Origin of the sequence: Atlantibacter hermannii, assembly GCF_009907385.1 — a bacterium.
In the GTDB taxonomy this organism is placed as follows: Bacteria; Pseudomonadota; Gammaproteobacteria; order Enterobacterales; family Enterobacteriaceae; genus Atlantibacter; species Atlantibacter hermannii_A.
Genome location: NZ_JAAATR010000018.1, coordinates 101,568 through 119,393, shown reverse-complemented (window position 1 = coordinate 119,393; position 17,826 = coordinate 101,568). Strand labels below are relative to the sequence as shown.

The 17,826-nt window shown below is 51.4% G+C and carries 18 protein-coding genes and 2 pseudogenes; 8 read left to right on the top strand and 12 right to left on the bottom strand.

The genetic code is table 11. The features are described 5' to 3' along the window. The first annotated feature begins 193 nt into the window (after positions 1 to 193). Both GV764_RS05785 and GV764_RS05780 read left to right on the top strand, forming a co-directional pair. Positions 194 to 646 (top strand): DUF1198 family protein, encoded by a 453-nt coding sequence (locus GV764_RS05785; protein WP_161659320.1) that lies wholly within the window; start codon positions 194 to 196, stop codon positions 644 to 646. A gap of 85 nt (positions 647 to 731) precedes the next feature. After that, positions 732 to 1,319, top strand: a complete 588-nt coding sequence (locus GV764_RS05780) for a LysE family translocator (RefSeq protein ID WP_161659319.1) — start codon at positions 732 to 734, stop codon at positions 1,317 to 1,319. Here the strand turns inward: GV764_RS05780 and GV764_RS05775 are convergent. The 5 genes from GV764_RS05775 to GV764_RS05755 all read right to left on the bottom strand — a co-directional run bounded on the left by GV764_RS05775 (position 1,316) and on the right by GV764_RS05755 (position 6,405). After that, positions 1,316 to 2,128, bottom strand: coding sequence for a helix-turn-helix domain-containing protein (locus tag GV764_RS05775; RefSeq protein WP_161659318.1), 813 nt, complete (start codon positions 2,126 to 2,128; stop codon positions 1,316 to 1,318). The two genes, GV764_RS05780 and GV764_RS05775, sit on opposite strands and share 4 nt — an antisense overlap. 97 nt (positions 2,129 to 2,225) lie before the next feature. After that, entirely contained in the window at positions 2,226 to 3,545 is a 1,320-nt protein-coding gene (locus tag GV764_RS05770; protein ID WP_161659316.1) for an anaerobic C4-dicarboxylate transporter family protein, read from the bottom strand. 61 nt (positions 3,546 to 3,606) lie between these two features. Further along, entirely contained in the window at positions 3,607 to 4,452 is an 846-nt protein-coding gene (locus GV764_RS05765) for a fructoselysine 6-kinase (RefSeq protein ID WP_161659447.1), read from the bottom strand. A gap of 63 nt (positions 4,453 to 4,515) precedes the next feature. Then, positions 4,516 to 5,493 (bottom strand): 6-phosphofructose-aspartate deglycase, encoded by a 978-nt coding sequence (fraB, locus tag GV764_RS05760; RefSeq protein ID WP_161659314.1) that lies wholly within the window; start codon positions 5,491 to 5,493, stop codon positions 4,516 to 4,518. A gap of 195 nt (positions 5,494 to 5,688) precedes the next feature. Continuing rightward, a complete protein-coding gene (locus GV764_RS05755) occupies positions 5,689 to 6,405 on the bottom strand; it encodes a GntR family transcriptional regulator (protein WP_161659313.1) in 717 nt (238 codons plus the stop codon). A 113-nt stretch (positions 6,406 to 6,518) separates the two neighbouring features. Between GV764_RS05755 and mdtM the strand changes: the two genes are divergently transcribed. The 3 genes from mdtM (at position 6,519) to GV764_RS05740 (ending at position 8,772) form a co-directional block, all read left to right on the top strand. Next, the gene (gene mdtM / locus GV764_RS05750; protein ID WP_161659312.1) at positions 6,519 to 7,751 is read left to right on the top strand and encodes a multidrug efflux MFS transporter MdtM; all 1,233 of its coding nucleotides are present in this window, start codon (positions 6,519 to 6,521) and stop codon (positions 7,749 to 7,751) included. Positions 7,752 to 7,820: 69 nt separating this feature from the next. Then, on the top strand, positions 7,821 to 8,015 hold the full coding sequence (locus GV764_RS05745; RefSeq protein WP_161659311.1) for a hypothetical protein: 195 nt from the start codon (positions 7,821 to 7,823) through the stop codon (positions 8,013 to 8,015). 1 nt (position 8,016) lies between these two features. Next, a complete protein-coding gene (locus GV764_RS05740) occupies positions 8,017 to 8,772 on the top strand; it encodes a hypothetical protein (protein WP_161659309.1) in 756 nt (251 codons plus the stop codon). Positions 8,773 to 8,799: 27 nt separating this feature from the next. Here GV764_RS05740 and uspF read toward each other — a convergent pair whose 3' ends face one another. Continuing rightward, complete coding sequence (uspF, locus tag GV764_RS05735) at positions 8,800 to 9,234, bottom strand: universal stress protein UspF (RefSeq protein WP_161659308.1); 435 nt, start codon at positions 9,232 to 9,234, stop codon at positions 8,800 to 8,802. Between the two features lie 540 nt (positions 9,235 to 9,774). Here uspF and GV764_RS05730 point away from each other — a divergent pair. Together GV764_RS05730 and GV764_RS05725 are read left to right on the top strand one after the other, a co-directional pair. Next, positions 9,775 to 10,899 (top strand): hypothetical protein, encoded by a 1,125-nt coding sequence (locus GV764_RS05730; RefSeq protein ID WP_161659306.1) that lies wholly within the window; start codon positions 9,775 to 9,777, stop codon positions 10,897 to 10,899. A gap of 132 nt (positions 10,900 to 11,031) precedes the next feature. Further along, complete coding sequence (locus GV764_RS05725) at positions 11,032 to 12,315, top strand: DUF445 domain-containing protein (RefSeq protein WP_161659305.1); 1,284 nt, start codon at positions 11,032 to 11,034, stop codon at positions 12,313 to 12,315. On the opposite strand, the pseudogene GV764_RS22365 reads toward GV764_RS05725, so the two are convergent. From GV764_RS22365 to GV764_RS05695, 6 genes and pseudogenes are all read right to left on the bottom strand, one after another. Continuing rightward, a pseudogene (locus tag GV764_RS22365) lies at positions 12,314 to 12,498 on the bottom strand (SymE family type I addiction module toxin); the annotation flags it as partial. The gene GV764_RS05725 and the pseudogene GV764_RS22365 overlap by 2 nt on opposite strands. A gap of 258 nt (positions 12,499 to 12,756) precedes the next feature. Continuing rightward, positions 12,757 to 13,632 (bottom strand): phosphorothioated DNA-binding restriction endonuclease, encoded by an 876-nt coding sequence (locus GV764_RS05715; protein WP_161659303.1) that lies wholly within the window; start codon positions 13,630 to 13,632, stop codon positions 12,757 to 12,759. Positions 13,633 to 14,068: 436 nt separating this feature from the next. Beyond that, positions 14,069 to 14,866, bottom strand: a complete 798-nt coding sequence (locus tag GV764_RS05710; protein WP_161659302.1) for a helix-turn-helix transcriptional regulator — start codon at positions 14,864 to 14,866, stop codon at positions 14,069 to 14,071. Positions 14,867 to 14,982: 116 nt separating this feature from the next. Further along, positions 14,983 to 15,258, bottom strand: a complete 276-nt coding sequence (locus tag GV764_RS05705; protein ID WP_161659300.1) for a type II toxin-antitoxin system RelE/ParE family toxin — start codon at positions 15,256 to 15,258, stop codon at positions 14,983 to 14,985. A gap of 3 nt (positions 15,259 to 15,261) precedes the next feature. Continuing rightward, a complete protein-coding gene (locus GV764_RS05700; protein WP_000535213.1) occupies positions 15,262 to 15,510 on the bottom strand; it encodes a CopG family ribbon-helix-helix protein in 249 nt (82 codons plus the stop codon). 76 nt (positions 15,511 to 15,586) lie between these two features. Next, a pseudogene (locus GV764_RS05695) lies at positions 15,587 to 16,174 on the bottom strand (DUF4942 domain-containing protein); the annotation flags it as partial. 977 nt (positions 16,175 to 17,151) lie between these two features. Here GV764_RS05695 and GV764_RS05690 point away from each other — a divergent pair. Next, a complete protein-coding gene (locus GV764_RS05690) occupies positions 17,152 to 17,727 on the top strand; it encodes an inovirus-type Gp2 protein (RefSeq protein ID WP_161659299.1) in 576 nt (191 codons plus the stop codon). Positions 17,728 to 17,826: the final 99 nt, after the last annotated feature.

Below are 17,826 nucleotides of genomic sequence, written 5' to 3'. Positions count from 1 at the left end.
ACTGTTTCCCGAGGCAAAATAAAAAGGGGTATCGGAAAATCCCCGGAAAACTTTATAGGGGAAATCCCCGGACTTACGTTTTTATTCGCTGAGCGATGATGGGCTTTCGTTTTCGCGTCAGGCCTTCACGGCTATTTTTCCTGCCGACGGGTTTAGCCTATGATAGGCACTCTCTTTTGTGGCGGGAATAAACATGATTTGGTTGATGCTGGCTACCCTGGTGGTGGTGTTTGTGGTGGGTTTTCGGGTATTGACCTCCGATTCGCGTCGCGCGGTGCGGCGTCTTAGCGAACGTCTCAATATTCAGACGTTGCAGGTGGAGTCGATGATCGACCAGATGGGCAAACAGGCCGGGCACGAGTTTATTCAGTATCTGGCGCGCCCCGATGAAGTGCATCTGCAAAACGCCGCTCAGTTGCTGCTGATTTATCAGGCGTATATCGTCGACGGCAGCGAGCAAAATCTGCTGCGCTGGCACCGCATCCTGCAAAAAGGCCGGTTAAGCGCCCCGCTGACCGATGCGCAAATCCGCCTGGCCCTGCGCTTTTACCACGAGCTGGATCTGGATAACGACGAGCTCAACGCTTTCCAGTTGCGTTACAACGCGCTGTTTGTACCGGACGGCACGGTCACTTACCTGCACTGATCCTCTCCACGCAGCGATGCGTATTTTATTCAATACCCGCATGGCCTGACATGGCACGGTAACCCCTTCACTAACAGGAGGGGTTATGAGTGTTGTCTGGTCGATGATGGTGTTTGCGCTGGTGTCGTCGGTATCGCCGGGGCCGGTTAATCTGGTGGCGTTAAGCAGCGGCGTCAGTTTTGGCTGGCGGGCCAGCGTCCCGCACGTCACGGGGGCGACGGTGGGCTTTACCGCGCTGCTGCTCGCCACCGGCTATGGGTTGTATGAGCTGTTGCTGTTATGGCCCGCGCTACAGGGTGCGATCCGCCTCGGCGGCATCGCGTTTTTACTGTGGATGGCCTGGCGGCTGGCGCGGGATAACGGCGAAATGAATAACCGCGAGGCGCAGCGCGCGCCGGGGGCGTTTAACGGCGCGCTGATGCAGTGGCTGAACCCGAAAGCCTGGCTGGCCTGCGTGGCGGGCATGGGGTTATTCGCCAGCGACGGCAATCACGCCACACTGTGGCTGTTCGCCGGGATCTATTTCGTGGTCTGCTATTTGTCGATTCTGAGCTGGGCGCTGGCGGGGGCGTCGCTGAGCGGCTGGCTGCAACAGCCCGCCCGGATCCGGCTGTTTAACCGGCTACTGGCGGCGATGCTGCTGGGCTGCGCCGCCTGGCTGGCGCTCGCTTAAAGCAGATCGCGGTACTGCTTCGGCGTTACCGCCAGGTGCTGTTTGAACGCGCGCTGAAAATGCGCCTGATCGGCAAAACCCACGTCCTGGGCGACATCCGCCAGCGGCGCGCCGCGCTTGAGCCGCTCGCGGGCAATATGCAGGCGGCGGTTCATTAGCAGCGCGTGGGGCGTTGCGCCGTAATGCTGCTGGCACAGGCGGATCAGATGGCTAACGGACAATCCGGCGGTCTGCGCCAGTTCCGCCAGGGTAAGCGGCGCGTGGTACTCCTCGTTGATTTTCGCTTTCACTCTGGCGAGCAGCGCGGGCGCGGCATCGGGCTGGCGATCCAGCGGGCGTAGCCGCTGCTGTACCATCAGCATCAGGCCCGCCGCTTCGCACGCTTTCTCCAGCGTCTCCCGCCCGGCATCCACCACAATGTGATACAGCCGGTTCAGGCCGTCGAAAATCGCGTTGTCGCGGGTCCAGGTCTGGGTGAAATGGCAGGCGTCGTCGGCATTTCTCCCGGTAAGTTCGTTCAGCCAGCGGCTGTCGAAATAGAACATTCGGTAGGCCCAGGGCTGGTTTTGCAACGGGTTGCAGGCGTGCAGATCGCCGGGATTCATCAGGACAACCGTACCTTCGCTGACCTCGATACGCGTTTTCTCATTCAGGTAGCTGCTGGCGCCCCCGACAATAGCGCCGATGGAGAATGTTTCGTGAGTGTGCGGCGCGTAGCTGACCGTGCGCCCGTCTTCCACGTTACGCACTTCAAGCCAGGGCAACGCGTCGCTGCGCCAGAATTGTTGCCGGATGGGGTATCGCGCCATAATGCACCTCAATAAGTGAGCATTTACTTTTAGCACAGCTCTGGCGCGCAAGACGATAAAAAAACGGCCCCTGAAACCAGCGGACCGGGGAACAAAATCAACCTAACACCATTTTGCCGATCATCAGCCCCATCGCCACCGAGACAATGACGTTCACCAGGCCGGGGCGCATAAAGCTGTGGTTAAGCACATATTTGCCGATGCGGGTGGTGCCGGTATCGTCGAAGGCCAGCGCCGCGAGGCACTGCCCGGCCACCGGGATAAAGAAATAGCCGTTTACCGCAGGCCAGGAGCCAATCAGCGCATACGCCGGTAATCCAAGCGCCAGCCCCAGCGGCAACAGGATCAGGGTCGTGGCCGCCTGGCTGCTGACCATCGCCGAGACAAAGAACATCATGATGGCGATAAGCCAGGTATGCTCCTGCAACAGCACCTGCACTTCCGATTTGATCAGGTCGATATGGCTGCTGACGAAGGTTTCGCTCATCCACGCCAGGCCAAAGGCGCAGACGATAGCCAGCGCGCCGGCGCGGAACACGCTGCCGCTGAGGATCTGATCCACCGGCGGGCGGCACAGCAGCACAATCAGGCAGGCGAAGGAGAGCATCACAATCTGGATCGCCGCCGACATCGAGAGCGGTTGCAGCCCTTTGGCGGTTTCGACCAGCGGACGCAGGCCCGGCACCAGCCCCAGCAGCACAATCACTACCGCGCCGGTCAGGAACAACAGCACCGACAGTCTGGCGTGCGGCGCGATTTCAGTACTGCGCTCCGCTTTGCCGATGGGCTTGAGCAGCCCTTCCGCCAGGCGACGCTGGTATTCCGGGTCATCCTTCAGCTCTTTGCCTTTATTAAAGGTGGCGATGGCCCCCGCTGCCACGCCAATCAGCGTCGCCGGGACGCAAATCATCATGATGGTGGAAATAGAGATGCCGAACGGGGCCATCAGGCCGATCATCGCCGCCATGGCCGCCGAAATCGGGCTGGCGGTGATCGCCTGCTGAGAGGCGATCACCGAGATCGACAGCGGACGCTCCGGGCGAATGCCGGAATCGCGCGCCACTTCGGAGATCACCGGCAGCAGGCTGTACACCACGTGCCCGGTGCCGGACATAAAGGTGAAGATATAACAGATAAACGGCGCCAGCAGCGTGATATAGCGCGGGTGGCGGCGCAGCATTTTTTCTGCCAGCCGGACTAATAAATCCAGTCCGCCGGACGCCTGTAATGATGATGCCGCTAATACGACCGAGAGAATAATTAAAATAACGTCAATAGGGGGTGATGAAGGCGTCAGGCCAAAACCAAATACCAGCACGCCAACGCCAAGACCGCCCACCATACCTAAAAATACGCCGCCAATACGGGCGCCAAACATCAGGGCTACAAGGATAAAACACAATTCTGTCCAGAACATACTTACCCCCGGATAATGGAGTGAATTCCAGTTATGTTTTTATGTAATCGGCGAGAAACAATTAATCGGAATAAGGTTTACCAAAACCAAACGCGCCATAATGATGTAATACCTGGCCCGCTGATTTCCCGCCTGCCGTCATGGCGCGAATAATATCGTCGTGTTCCGGTTGAGGTTTACCGCATGTCAGAATGGACAGCATAAAGCCGGTTAGAAAGGCATCGCCCGCGCCGAGGGTATCGACGGGTTGAATATAAACCGGCTGCCATTCGATGAGCTCCTCTCCGGCATAGTAATACACTTTTTCATGCCCGCGCGTGGCGATAACATGCTTACAGCCGTAATCGTAAAACTGATAAATCTTATTAATGGTCTCTTCGACTGATAACGCCCCGCAGGAAATAAAACCGAAATCCACCCACGGACAAACTTGTTTAAAATAGTCGTCGGTCCCTCGTCCGGAAAAATCAAATGACAGGGTGACATTGCGTTGTTTAATTTTTGCTAATTCAGATTCGAGAAAGCCGTTAATACTCGAATGCACCGCGTCGAATTGGGCAATATAATCCAGATCGTCGTCAGATAATTGCAGCGGATTCTCCCGTAATACGCCGTTTTTATTACTGGTGACAAATTCCCTGTCGCCCTCCACCAGCCGGATACAGGCATAGCCGTTTTCACCGATATAGTGGCGACTGCGCTGACAGTCTATTTTCAGTTCCTGCAAGGTATCCCGCACGTGCTGCGCGGCGGCGTCGTTGCCGAAAGCGCCGAGAAACGCGCTTTCGCAGCCCGCCAGCCGGGCGTACACCGCGAAGTTGAGCGCGTTGCCGCCGGGGTACATCACGCCGGAATGAAGATATTTATCAACGACATTATCACCAATGCCAATCACCTTAATGTCCATCATTATTCCTTGTTGATAGCGATAAACCGGGCGTCCCTGCCCCTGCGTCAAATCCTGGCGTGATTAATATTCGACCTTCCACATGTAGCGGCGGGTCGTTAACGGATGCTGGCGGATCTCGGCCAGCGCACGGTTATAAACCGGGTAAACGTTGTTGAACAGGGAATGGTTGAAGTAATCGATCACCGTCGGCTTGATGGTGGAAAGGCCCAGTTCTTTGGCGTCCACCACTTCGATACGGCGGCCATATTTTTTCAGGAAGTTCAGGGCGCGCTCGTCCACCGCGCGGGTGCTGCCCTCAGAGAACTGGAAGAAGAACGGGGTGTTGGCATCGGTGATTTCGAACGGGCCGTGGAAGAACTCGCCGCTGTGGATGCAGGCGGAATGGATCCACTGCATTTCCATAAAGATGCAGATGCTCTGCAAATAGGCCGCGCCGTAACCCGCGCCGCTCGCCATGGTGTAGATGACTTTGTCGTCTTTGTATTCCCGGGCGAACGCCTGGGCGCGGTTCTGCAAATGATCCCACGCGCGGTACACGATGCGGTTGATTTTGCTCAGACCGTCCTGGAAATCCTCGTAATGGGCGTAACCTTCGGTCTGGTTGAGAATTTCTACGGCGGTGATCAGGCCCTTCAGGGTTTTCTCTTCGGCGATGTCTTTGCCGTCGCCAAAACTGTAGGTTTCGACAAAGTCGCAGTGGGCCACCAGCGGGGAGTCGGTCACCCAGGTCAGGCCGATTACCGGCACGCCATGGCTCCGGGCCAGCTCTGCCGCTTTAATGGTTTCCGGGGTGTTGCCCTTGTGGGACGCGACCACTACCACCGCGTTATCGCCCAGCGCCACCGGCGGGTTAGCGATAAATTCGCCGCTGTTGTACAACCCGACGGTGATTTTCGTGGCCTCTTTTTCCAGGAAGGCTTTCGCCGGGTAAAACGCCGCATACGAGCCGCCGCAGGCGACATAATACACGTGAGTGATCCCGCCCTTCTCTGCTTTGCTTTCAACGATGCCGCTAATGATTTCTTTAATACTCATCACTTTCCCCTTGGGTCGTTTCTGACGTTAACCGCGAGACAGCCGCGCGCCAATCAATGTATCTAAATGTATTGTTATGAATGTATAACATTGCCATACATTTAGATCAACGAGTGACCTGACAAAAAAATCGGGATCCGCGATGCAGATCCCGATTTACGCGGTAACGGCGTAACAATCAACGATGAAATATGGGGGTCAGACGGTAAAACGTAATTTGTCACCGACGATCAGCTGATGAGAAATGCAGGACATTTCGCCTTTGTTATCAATCATCTCGCTTTTAATCGAGATCAGCGGATAGCGGCTGGCGACGCCAAGGTAATGGGCCACCTCAAAACTGGCGTACACCAGTTCGATGGTTTTGCTGGAGTGGGTGAACCACAGACCATGCTTGTCGCGCAGGGTGTCGTACAGCGAATGGCTGTTGAGATCTTCATTCAGCAGCGCGGCGAACTGCGGGGGGAACCACACCGTTTCCAGCGATACCGGCACGTCGTCGGCATAGCGGATACGCTCAATCACCACCGCTTTTTCTCCGTCAGGGATGTTCAGTTTGGCGCGGGTTTCCTCATCGCAGGCTTCAAACACCGACTTGATGGTGCGCGAACCGGGGCGGCGGCCCTGGGATCGGCACAGCTCGCTGAAGCTCATGATGCCGGTCATGCTACGCTGGAACTTCTCGCCGGAGACAAACGTCCCTTTACCTGATACCCGGGTGAGAAAGTTTTCTCGCGTCAGCGCATCCAGCGCTTTGCGCACTGTCACGCGGCTCACCTGCCAGCTGGCGCTGAGATCGTTTTCGGTAGGGATCTGCTGCCCCGGCTGATATTCACCGCTTAAAATCGCCGCTTTAAGGGCTTCTTCAAGCTGCTTATACAGCGGTTTGGCACTTGAGGTATCCGGCAGATTCACGTTATGTATCCTTTTGTATTGTCATAAGGCCGACAGCGCATGGTTTACAATATACAACAATTTGCTTATGGCTACACTGTAGCTGAGGGTTAGTCAGCAAGGAGAAAGACAGTATGCAATGGAATTCCGCGTTTTTGGCCCGGCACGCCAGTTCACTATTCTTTCCGATGGCGCTCATTTTGTACGATTTCGCCGCCTATCTCACCACCGATATGATCCAGCCGGGGATCATCCACGTGGTGCGGGAATTTAACGCCGACGTCAGCCTGGCTCCGGCATCCGTCAGCCTGTATATGGCGGGCGGCATGGCGCTGCAGTGGCTGCTCGGCCCGCTGTCGGACCGGATTGGCCGCCGCCCGGTACTGCTCACCGGCGCGCTGATCTTCACTCTCGCCTGCGCCGCCACGCTGTTCACCACCTCGATGGAACAGTTCCTCGCGGCGCGCTTTATCCAGGGCACCAGTATCTGCTTTATCGCCACCGTGGGCTATGTGACGGTACAGGAAGCCTACGGGCAGACAAAATCCATCAAGCTGATGGCGATTATTACTTCGGTGGTGCTGGTGGCTCCGGTGGTCGGCCCGCTGTCTGGCGCAGCGCTGATGCAGTTCGTCCACTGGAAAGTGCTGTTTGCCATTATTGCGGCGATGGGTTTTATCGCCTGGCTGGGCCTGCTGTTCACCATGCCGGAGACCATTAAGCAACGCGGCGCGCCGTTTCGCGTGGCGGGCGTCTGGCAGGATTTTAAGGGCGTGTTTCGCAACCGCATCTTCCTGACCGGTGCGGCCACGCTGTCGCTAAGCTATATCCCGCTGATGACCTGGGTGGCGGTTTCGCCGGTGATCCTGATCGACGACGGCGGGCTCAGTACCTCGCAGTATGCCTGGACTCAGGTGCCGATTTTTGGCGCGGTGATCGTCGCGAATATGCTGGTGGTGAATTTTATTAAAGACCCCACCACACCGCGCTTTATCTGGAGCGCCATCCCGATCCAGCTTACCGGGCTGGCCCTGCTGATCGCGGGCAATATCCTGTCCCCGCATGTCTGGCTGTGGTCGGTGCTCGGCACCAGTTTCTACGCTTTCGGGATCGGGCTGATTTTCCCGACGTTGTACCGCTTTACGCTGTTTTCCAATGACTTGCCGAAAGGCACGGTTTCCGCGTCGCTGAATATTGTGGTGCTGAGCACCAGCGCGGCGGCCGTAGAAGCGGCGCGCTGGATTTACTTCCACGCGGGCGGACGGCTGCCGTTTCATCTGCTTTCGGTGGTGGCGGGTGTGATGGTGGTGTACTTCCTGGCGGGGCTGTTGAAACGGGTGCGCGAACGCGAAACCGCGCTGGCGTAGCGCGGGTTTCGGAAACATCCTCCGCGACTTTGGTTCAAACTTTCTACACTGTAGCCAGGAGGAACATTCATGAAACTGCTGCCATCACTCTTCTCAAGCCCGGAAAAACTGTTACAAGTCATCAGCCACGGCGACGTTCAGGACGCCATCGACGACGGCGAACGCATTATTATCGACGGCGACGGCAATGCCATGGTGAACATTCATTGCGTCCAGGTTCAACAGGACTTTCAGCGCCACGTTGATATGCTGAAACGGGCCTGAGATGGGAACGGCGATCTTTATGGTGCTGATGGTCTGCGGCTACTGGTACGCCAGCCGCGACCTTTCCACGCGCCTGAAATACAAACGCACCTTCGGTTGGGACGTCTACTTCCTGGTGGCGCTGTACGGCTGCATCTTCGTGTTGCAGGGGTTAATCGCTACCGCCGCCGTGTGGCTGATTTTATTGCTGACCTCGCTAACGATGAACGCGTTGCCGCAATATTTCGGCGCGGAAGCGCACCGCTACCAGATGGAGTTTATTAACTGGAGCTTTCTCGGCATCCAGGCACCGGTGGTGATCATGCTGGGCTTTGCGGTGCTGTTTTGCCTGTATCGCTCCAACTGGGCGCGCAGCGCCCGGCTCGACAGCGGCGGGCGCCGCTCGCTCTACAAACAGCTGACCCGCGCCAATGGGCTGGAGGGGTTGCTGTATCAGTGCATGGAAGAAGGCGAACTGGCGTTCGTGATGCTTAAGTCGCAGCGCGTGTATGTCGGGATGGTGCACACCACGTCGTTCGACAGCAGTAACCCCGGCAACAATATTGTGCTGATCCCGTTCCTGAGCGGTTATCGTTCCAGGGAAAGCGGCGAGTTTGTGGTGGAGCACAACTACAGCGCCTGGTACGCGGAGCATGAGATCACGCTCACCACGGAGCCGAAATCCGCGCTGTCGTTTCGCAAAGTGATCCTGCTGGAGCAGATCGAAAGCCTGTCGCTGTTCGACCCGGTGAGCGCGATGGGCCTTGAGCGGCGTTAAAAAGCCCACCGCAGTGGGCTTGATCGATTAGCGAACCACCAGTACCGAGCATTTGGCGTGCCGCACTACCGCTGCGGCATTAGAGCCTAATAAGTAGGTGCTCATGCTGGGCCGGTGCGAGGCGAGGATAATCAGATCGGCGTTGATCTGATCCGCCACCCGCAGGATGTGATCCTTCGGCGCGCCGCTACAGACATGCGTTTTTACGCGGCCCTCCGGCAGTTTGAACTGCGTGATAAGCTCATTGAGCGTCTCCAGCGCTTTGGCTTCCCGCTGCGTGCGTTCCGGCGCGATAGTCGTGTATTCCAGACCATAGGCGGCAAAATAGCTATGGTCCGGGATCACGGCCAGGAAGTGGATCATCGCAACCTCCCGCCCGGCATACTCCTGCACATGGGGAATAACCTGCGTCGTCAGTTGCATCTCAGAGATATCGATGGGGACTAAGATCGTTCTGGACATACAACCTCCTTTTGCGTGCTGTGTGAAACCCCACGGTTATTATGGTCAAAATTTAACCGTTTGGGTGTGATGAGGGTGGGGGTTTGGGGTTTTACTGGAAAAAATATGGAAATCAGAGGCAACCTTAAAAACATTAATGAGATAAACAAGATTTACTATCTCGCTTTATAAAATATGATTAATTTAGGTAAGGTCATTATCAAATTTATTTAGTTAATGCTTAGTAAAAAATTTTTATCTGATTTTTCGAGCAGGATACTTTGCTATTAGAAATAAATGAGAGAGTATATAAGGATATGAGGCAATGAGGACGCCTGCCAATACCTCCCAATCATTGTCCTGAGTGCGCTTTAGAAGGGATTTTCAATTATGGGCATCACCGATTCGATAACAACCTTAATGTATTGTACAGCTTTCTATGCCCACTCAGGATTCCTGGTCGAACTGGCGAAGTGCCTCACGAATCAGCAACATATTATATGTAATACCCTTAAAAGACTCGCAATTATCTACGCTTGATATTATTTATAAGGAAATATGATGACAACGCTACGCAATCAATTCAGGAGCAACAAAAATAAAGAGCAATTTAATATTAAAGTCGTCCCACAAAAAATACTGGCAAATTTAACACAGTTGAGTATCACCTTTGCTGTTATTGGCTTTATCAATATATGGATTTATTTGTATAGAATTAATCAACTTAATTTACTCACCTCTGTTATTTCAGCACCTTCAACATTGTTGGTAATATTTGCATCAATGAGTATGATTCTTATTTTATGGTTGATTCTGTATATTATCCCTACCATCATTTTCACATGGTGCGCCAGCGTTAACGACCTTACTGATAATTCTCACTTTATAGTAGCACATTCGACATTCATTAGCTTATATTTAGCCGTATTCGGCGCGTATCCTTCTGATACTGCATTATCAGTTCTTATTTTCTGCTCAGTAGTTTATATAAGCTATTTTATTTACCGTCATTTCACAGCATCTGCTAAAAACTCTATTATTCATTTTATTGTTGCTTTTGCTACTAACGTTCCTCTTATATTCGTATTGTCGGTAATCTATAATAAAGTCGCCTTAAGTGATATCCCACGGATATATCGAGTATGCATCCTTGGTCTAAATCTCATTCCGGTTTACGTTCCTTTATTTTACGCAGCTATCATTTTGAAAAAAAATAAAATAATTCGAATTAAAGAAATTTTTTTGATTACAGCACTCACTACTGGAGCTGTTGCTTACATTACATTGATGGCAATGGGTGGGTTATTATATAAACTCAATGATAATACAATGAGTTATGTAGGATTAAGAAGCGATGAACCGCAATGGTTTAAGGTTAACAAAGAACAGTTTCCTCAAGGGTGGTTGAATACAAACTGGCAAGAGAAAAACAGCGCTGGTTCGGAAGTATGGTTGAAAGGCTATCCAATATTTCAAAATAACACCATTGCATTAATATGTCCTGAGTCAACATACAAAGCAATGGAGAGTTATACACTTTCAAAAATGACTTTTTTTAGTAGCCTGCCGCGTGGCACAATGGACTCCTCACAATGTATCGTGATAGAAAATTCCCCAGGAAAAGTTCTCCGTCCCGGTAATATGCCCAGCCCTGAATATGAGGCGCTAACGGCAGATCATGTGTGATTTATACTTTATAAAATACGTGACATTTGACGTTGTTAGAATCTTTTGTGATTGGTCTGGCAGGGATGCCTCTGCCATCCGTTTAAACCTTTTCCCCTACCCCATCTCCCGCATCGCCTCTATGCTTACCGGATGGAAAAATTAGCTGAACTCAAGCGCGCCAAGCTGCTGGCGCTGTCGCTGCTGCTAATTGCCGCAGCCACATTTGTCACCACTCTGTTCCTGCCGCCCAGTCCCTGGGTGAGCGGGTTAAAGGCCATTTCCGAGGCGGCGATGGTCGGCGCGCTGGCCGACTGGTTCGCCGTGGTGGCGCTGTTTCGCCGGGTGCCGCTGCCGTTTATCTCGCGCCACACCGCGATTATCCCGCGCAACAAAGACCGGATTGGCGAAAATCTGGGCCGCTTCGTGGAGGAAAAATTTCTCGATACCCAATCGCTGGTTGCGCTTATTCATCGCCATGAACCGGCAATGCTGATTGGTAAATGGTTCAGCCAGCCGGAGAATGCCCGGCGGGTTGGCGGGTATCTGATTCAGGGAATGAGCGGCTTTCTGGAACTGACCGACGATTCGCGGATCCAGGGGCTGCTGCGCCGTGCGGTTCATAAGGCGATTGATAAAGTCGACCTTACCGGCACCAGCGCGTTGATGCTGGAAAGCATGACCAAAAACGATCGCCATCAGCAGTTGCTGGACTCGCTGATTACCCAACTTATTGCCCTGCTCCAGCGCGACAAAACCCGTGATTTTATCGCCAGGCAAATCGTCCACTGGCTGGAAACGGAACACCCGCTGAAAGCTAAAATTTTACCCACCGAGTGGCTGGGCGAGCACAGCGCGGAGCTGGTGTCCGATGCGGTAAATTCACTGCTTGATGATATCAGCGAGGATCGCGCTCATCAGATCCGCAAAGCCTTCGATCGCGCTACGCTGAAGCTGATCGACAACCTGAAAAGCGACCCGGAGATGGCAGAGAAGGCCAACAATATTAAGCGCTATCTCAAAAATGACGAGGCGTTTAACCGCTATCTCGGCGAACTGTGGGGCGATCTGCGCCAGTGGCTGAAAGCGGATATGCAGTCCGAGGATTCACGCATTCAGCGACGCATCGCCGAGGCCGGCCAATGGTTTGGCGAAACGCTGGTGGCAGATAACGCGCTGCGCAATTCGCTCAACGAACATATGGAGCAGGCCGCGACCCGCGTTGCGCCGGACTTCGCCGCGTTTTTAACCCGTCACATCAGCGACACGGTGAAAAGCTGGGATGCGCGGGATATGTCGCGCCAGATAGAGTTGAACATTGGGAAAGATTTGCAGTTTATCCGCATCAACGGAACGCTGGTGGGCGGGAGTATCGGGCTGGTGCTGTGGGTGCTGTCGCAGGTGCCGGGATGGTTGCAGGGGGCGGGATGGTGGTAGGCCGCTGGGCGGTAAATACAATACAGCCGTCCATGACTTTTACCTTAACTGTAGTTCCGATTGAAAACCTGCGGCTTTCAGCCACTGGCCGCGCATTATTAATTCGTGAACACGTGTAAAGTCGGGTTCGCGAATTGTATAACTGACGGTGACGTGACGGTTATTTGCCGGAGAGACTTCAGGTTAGTATAAATCTGCAACAGAATTGCGGATATTGATGGTTGATATCCCCAATAAATACTGGCTGTGATTAACAGTTCAGGTGTATTGGCACCTATCCGTGCCACGTTTAATGACCTGTATATTTAGTCAGGTGGGTAAATAAAATTTTATTTAAATATGGGAATTAACGAAGGGTTATTGAAGAGCATTGCAATTATATCCCATGAATATTTAAAAGAATAAACTTATCACAATTTATTCCATAGATAACAGCGATCGTCACGCCCTTTTAAATACTTCCGTCTGATGCCATTCAATAAACTTTTCATCTGGGTAGTTTGATTTACTCTGCGGCAAGGTAATAACCTTTTCAGCGTAATCCCAAAACAGTTGTTGAACAACCGCGCTGGTGCCGTTCACGGCTTCTGATATCACAATTCGCCTGTTTTCATCCAGACCGATTGAGCCGCGATCGAAAGCTTTATGGTGGATAGCGCAAAGTGCCAATCCATTCGGCACTTCACAAGGGCCCAGATATTGTTTCCAGCGAATATGTGCCGCTTCGAGAGCGATGGGCGCGTTGTCGTGCCGCATATTGAAACCGCAAATGGCGCACTGATAGTTGTAGGCACGCAACACCATCTGGCGGAACTTTGGGTCACGCTGGCTTAGGGTGTGCTGAATATCGAAACCCAGTTCGTCGGCGATATCATTCTGAATGCTGGCAGGGAAATGGGCTTCAAGAAGTTGGGTTGCCAGCGTGTCGATTAGCCTGGGTTTTTTAGTCAGCAGAGCAAAGTTTTCGGCGTCGAAACCGCCTGAAACGTTGTGTTCGATGAGTTCGGCTCGCGGGGGTTGGCGGGTGCCGCTGGCTGAGCAGAGATCGGCGTTTTGTAGTTCCCAGAACCCGTCGCCTTTTAACCGCCAGAACGGCATATCCGGACGTTGATCGTGACGCTGGGGGCCGTAGCGGTTAAGGAGATCCAGAAGTTGATCGCGGATTTCAGGGCCGTAGCTGAACAGGCGAGCGTGGCCCTGCCGGTATTGGGAAAGGACGTACAGGAGAAGTAATGGCTTGTGTGGAGCGCGTTGATCACCTTTGCGCCAGATAGTGATTTTGGAGATGGCGTCTTTGAGGATTTGATCGGGAGTCATAAGGGGTGGGTTCTGGGTAGAGGGTTTTGCGATCATGCTCGGAAAATGGTGGGGAGGCAAGAGGTTATCGCCACAGATTTCTATGCGAGAAAAGGTTGAAATTAATACATCATTACAGTCGATACGGGTTTGGAATTATATTTATAATGGAGTGGATAGAGCTAATATACTCTTTCACGATTCTCAATTTTACTCGTAGAGTATTTATTATGGATTAATTTAAATTATCTTCTGTCGGATCGAAATCGTGAAAAATCTTGTGTAATGAGATTTCAGGCTGAATAACATTTAAAATTGGTATATTTTTTTGCGAAGGCCGCACCGTGATTTTCGACGTAACCAACTGAAAATATTGAAATTGAAAAACAAGAGAACCGACACATATACTCACATGTATACTCAACGCGATTCTCTGAGGTCTTTGCTAGCTCAAAAATTACTCTTCATCATCTTCCACAGGTTCTAACGCGTCAAGCGCGACTCGCACCATAGCGATAGAACCAATACGGATGAAAGCATCTTCTCCATCTTCGTCGGTTAGCATATAACGATCTGTCGTTTCAGGCTCGCAATCCAGCGTGTCAAAGAACGCATTCAACTGACCGATATCATCCGTCTCTTCGTTTTGCGGCGCATCAGGCTCAACACTCAGTGGAATCACTGGTCCGCCGTTTACCAGCGTGATATGGACATTAAAATAATCGTCTTCGTAGGCATCATCCTCTTCGCTCACGATGGGGGCAAAGCCATCAGACAGAAACTGATGAAATACCACTTCACGCATATTTAACGCATAACGATACTCGGAAGAATCAAAAACGAAGAAGCGTTCTGTGTTTGGGGTGTTTTTTTCCTGAAAATAATAATAAAACCTCCGCTTATCCGCTGCTGAAATGAGCAACAACAAATATTCCTGCTGCCCCTGTAGCCAAAGTTTTACGGTCCAGAGACCGCTATCCATTTCAATACCGCTTGTGGCTATCGCCTCAAGATCTTCATCGGTTTTACGACGCTTCTTGCGGAAGTCGTTTATCAACCGATCGCTTTCCGGGAACACTACGTTTAGAGGTTTATCCAGGGCATTGCATATTGCCTGTGCAAGACTCAGCTTTGCCGCAACCTTCCCGGTTTCGATACGCTGAATTTGTTGCTGGCTGGTGCCGACCATAAATGCCAGCTCGCGCTGAGTGATAGATAGCTGGGTACGGAGCTGTTTGATGTTGTTCTGTAACATGGCATCCATCCTTCAGAAGGAGTAGAAAGAGCCATTAAAACACAAAATTGAGTAAAAAACACAAAGCCGTGTTTTTTACTCATTCATCAACACTCATGGACGAAAAGAAAATCTTTTCATCGTTCTTCTTTGGTATGCCAGAGATCCACGATATAGATGTCACTATCGCGAAGTTCGTAGTGAACCTCGTAATCATCGAATAACACTTTTCGGACCTCACGAGGTTCATACCGAGTCTGTTGTACGCCAATTGCCGGATGCGCTGTAAGACCAGCACAACCAGTAATCAGGCGATCCAAAACGTCATCGGCGTGCTGGCGGCTGTACTGAAGAGCAAAACGGTAGATACGCTCCAGGTCATCCTGAGCTTTAAGCGTCCAGTAAACTTCCATTTATCAGGATTTCTTTAAGCGATTAGCAAAATCCACCATGTCCGAGTGGCTCACCACGCGACCGGCATCCACATCCGCAAGACCGGCCTGGATGCTCTGATGACGCCGTTCTCTTTCGGCCAGCATACTGGTCAACGCTTCCTTAATAATCCAGCTTTTGGAACGATCTAACTCAATTGCCAGATTTTCAACAGCAGCAGCTAATTCAACGGGTATCTGTGCACTGATGGTTTGTTTAGTAAGCGAACCCATAAGGATTACCTCATTTAATAACTTTTAATAACTCCTATTAAGATTAGCATAGCGGTGCCTATAAAAACATCACATCTCATTTCGCAGGCAACATCCCCGGAAAGTGCTTCGCCACGATGTCATTCATCTTCTCCACCAGATCAAGGCGTTTAAACGTGATATGTCCGCTGCCCTTCTGAAAGTAGCGAATAGTAAATAGCTCATCCTCAAAGACCTGCTGATGCGGGTTATCGCGAATAAAATCCATCAGCCGGATAGTCACATCGTGCCGGTTATCGGGAATGGTTTTACCATCCAGCAGGAACAACATGCGCTCCAGATCGGCTAACTGATCGCGCCGCCAGCCCCAGTTCAGACTGATGCCCCATCTGTCATACTTCACCAGATTGTTGACGATAATCTTCTTACCGAAATAACAGGGATTATTGGTTTTATAGTCCCAGCTTAACCCTTTAAATACATTGATAATCCCACGTTCGAAAACATCCTGTTTATTGTGATGGAGTTGTTCAAAGGTACTCAGGATGTTGGCTTCACTGATGGCCGGAAGATCGCCCTCTTCGAGGTTTTTAGCCCACTGGCTGCGGGCTTCGGCATCCATCAAGGTCAACATCCCGGACTTCAGCATGAGATCGCGCCAGATACTGCGATCGATATTGCGGGTAAAGAACATGACACGAACCAAGGGCAACGTGTTCGCTAGCAGGACAAACTTAGTGCCCGTGTTAGCTGAAAACCCGTGGCTAACCCCTATCGGTTACTATCAGGAATAATTGCCCTCAGGAAATAACATTCCTGTCTACTGTACTCACCGATACTCAGGAGCTCATGCTTCCTACAAATCAAAACTATCTTAGGGATGCAGGAGAGCATAATTTGCCAGTGCAACTACTACATTAACCGTACTATCCCTCTAGGCACTCAGCATTTTTTACATCCTGCTGTTATTATACGAAAAGTTGCTTTTACAAAGGTTGGCACTGGTATAACCATTGCGCCAATACAAATAAAAAGAGCTGAAATACACACCACTCTTCATCCCGTCTGGCGAGGTGAGATTCGACGTGGAACAGATAAGTGAGTGTAATGAACGGTAACTTCGGAGAGAATTAACATTAGCGGCATCAACGTGTCTTTAACGTTACGCCTGTACGGAGACTCCAGTAATTCGCGGTGAAGTTAATCGAACATGTCTGGTTTAACCTCTACCGATATACCAAACTTATCTGCAGCCATACATCACGATTGAAGACAAGTAGCCGGATGAGGATTAAAACCTTAAAATAAATTAATTTAGGTTATTAGTGTTATTTTATAAAGAAGCATCTTTTCCTACCAGTAACACCATCCAACAAGACATTCACTCGGCAAGATATTCACCCGCAAAATCTAGCCGCATAACTTCAACGTGATTAATCTCATCTCCCGTCTGCTCCTGATGCACTTATGCTAAATAGTGGTCCCAGTTATTACCCTGAGGATTACATGAACAATATCTCCCCTTTACGCTGATCAAGCAATGCAATTTGTATGAGCTGCAGCTATTAGCAGGATTCTATCCAATAGACTGATTCCTTCCACGCAGTAAAAAATAACACTTTTCTGTAATCCCATGACCACCATTCATCACGGGATAACATCATGCTCCACAATATCAACCGAAACCACGTACCTGACAATACTCTACAGAAAGTATTATTCAACCATCAGAATGAGTTATTCGAACGGTTTTCAAAACTACTCATGTTACGTATTGATTTTGCCTATCGTAAAGACAGCGAGTCGTTTAAATTTGCTGATGTTAATCAACTGGTCGCGGATATGATCTGGTTAACTGAGCAAAGCGCATATATATCAGGGCTGGTAGGTTATGCCTGGGTACTGGAATATGGAGAAGATCACCGTTACCACATCCATGCTGCGTTTTATATTAATGGTCAACGTCACAGGAAGGTCTGGGGTTTTTGGGAAGCGATAAGAGCACTATGGGAGGACATAACGGATGAAGAAGGCTATGCGCATAGGTGTGAGCCTAAGGGGCATTACCGTGTGCGGGGAGAGCGCGTGGTGAGCTTTACCGACAGCAAAGGACGAGAAGGAATGGAATTTATTCTGAGTTACCTGGGAAAACAGTCCCAACGCACAGCGCGCCGGATTTACAGAGTGAACACTGTTCCGGCACCAGCAGTCAGTGGCAGGCGGCGTAAGCTGAGCTGACCCCCATCCGGTAAAAAAATACGTCGGCCAGTTATCGTTTGAAGAAGTCTGCATTGTTCCATTCACTGGCTTCTTCTCCCTTACCACCAATGGAGAAAA

Bases quoted from the DNA above. Each gene is read 5' to 3' on its own strand.
- GV764_RS05785 (WP_161659320.1), top strand. From the start codon at position 194: ATGATTTGGTTGATGCTGGCTACCCTGGTGGTGGTGTTTGTGGTGGGT.
- GV764_RS05780 (WP_161659319.1), top strand. From the start codon at position 732: ATGAGTGTTGTCTGGTCGATGATGGTGTTTGCGCTGGTGTCGTCGGTA.
- GV764_RS05775 (WP_161659318.1), bottom strand. From the start codon at position 2,128: ATGGCGCGATACCCCATCCGGCAACAATTCTGGCGCAGCGACGCGTTG.
- GV764_RS05770 (WP_161659316.1), bottom strand. From the start codon at position 3,545: ATGTTCTGGACAGAATTGTGTTTTATCCTTGTAGCCCTGATGTTTGGC.
- GV764_RS05765 (WP_161659447.1), bottom strand. From the start codon at position 4,452: ATGGACATTAAGGTGATTGGCATTGGTGATAATGTCGTTGATAAATAT.
- mdtM (WP_161659312.1), top strand. From the start codon at position 6,519: ATGCAATGGAATTCCGCGTTTTTGGCCCGGCACGCCAGTTCACTATTC.
- GV764_RS05745 (WP_161659311.1), top strand. From the start codon at position 7,821: ATGAAACTGCTGCCATCACTCTTCTCAAGCCCGGAAAAACTGTTACAA.
- GV764_RS05740 (WP_161659309.1), top strand. From the start codon at position 8,017: ATGGGAACGGCGATCTTTATGGTGCTGATGGTCTGCGGCTACTGGTAC.
- uspF (WP_161659308.1), bottom strand. From the start codon at position 9,234: ATGTCCAGAACGATCTTAGTCCCCATCGATATCTCTGAGATGCAACTG.
- GV764_RS05730 (WP_161659306.1), top strand. From the start codon at position 9,775: ATGACAACGCTACGCAATCAATTCAGGAGCAACAAAAATAAAGAGCAA.
- GV764_RS05725 (WP_161659305.1), top strand. From the start codon at position 11,032: ATGGAAAAATTAGCTGAACTCAAGCGCGCCAAGCTGCTGGCGCTGTCG.
- GV764_RS05715 (WP_161659303.1), bottom strand. From the start codon at position 13,632: ATGACTCCCGATCAAATCCTCAAAGACGCCATCTCCAAAATCACTATC.
- GV764_RS05710 (WP_161659302.1), bottom strand. From the start codon at position 14,866: ATGTTACAGAACAACATCAAACAGCTCCGTACCCAGCTATCTATCACT.
- GV764_RS05705 (WP_161659300.1), bottom strand. From the start codon at position 15,258: ATGGAAGTTTACTGGACGCTTAAAGCTCAGGATGACCTGGAGCGTATC.
- GV764_RS05700 (WP_000535213.1), bottom strand. From the start codon at position 15,510: ATGGGTTCGCTTACTAAACAAACCATCAGTGCACAGATACCCGTTGAA.
- GV764_RS05690 (WP_161659299.1), top strand. From the start codon at position 17,152: ATGCTCCACAATATCAACCGAAACCACGTACCTGACAATACTCTACAG.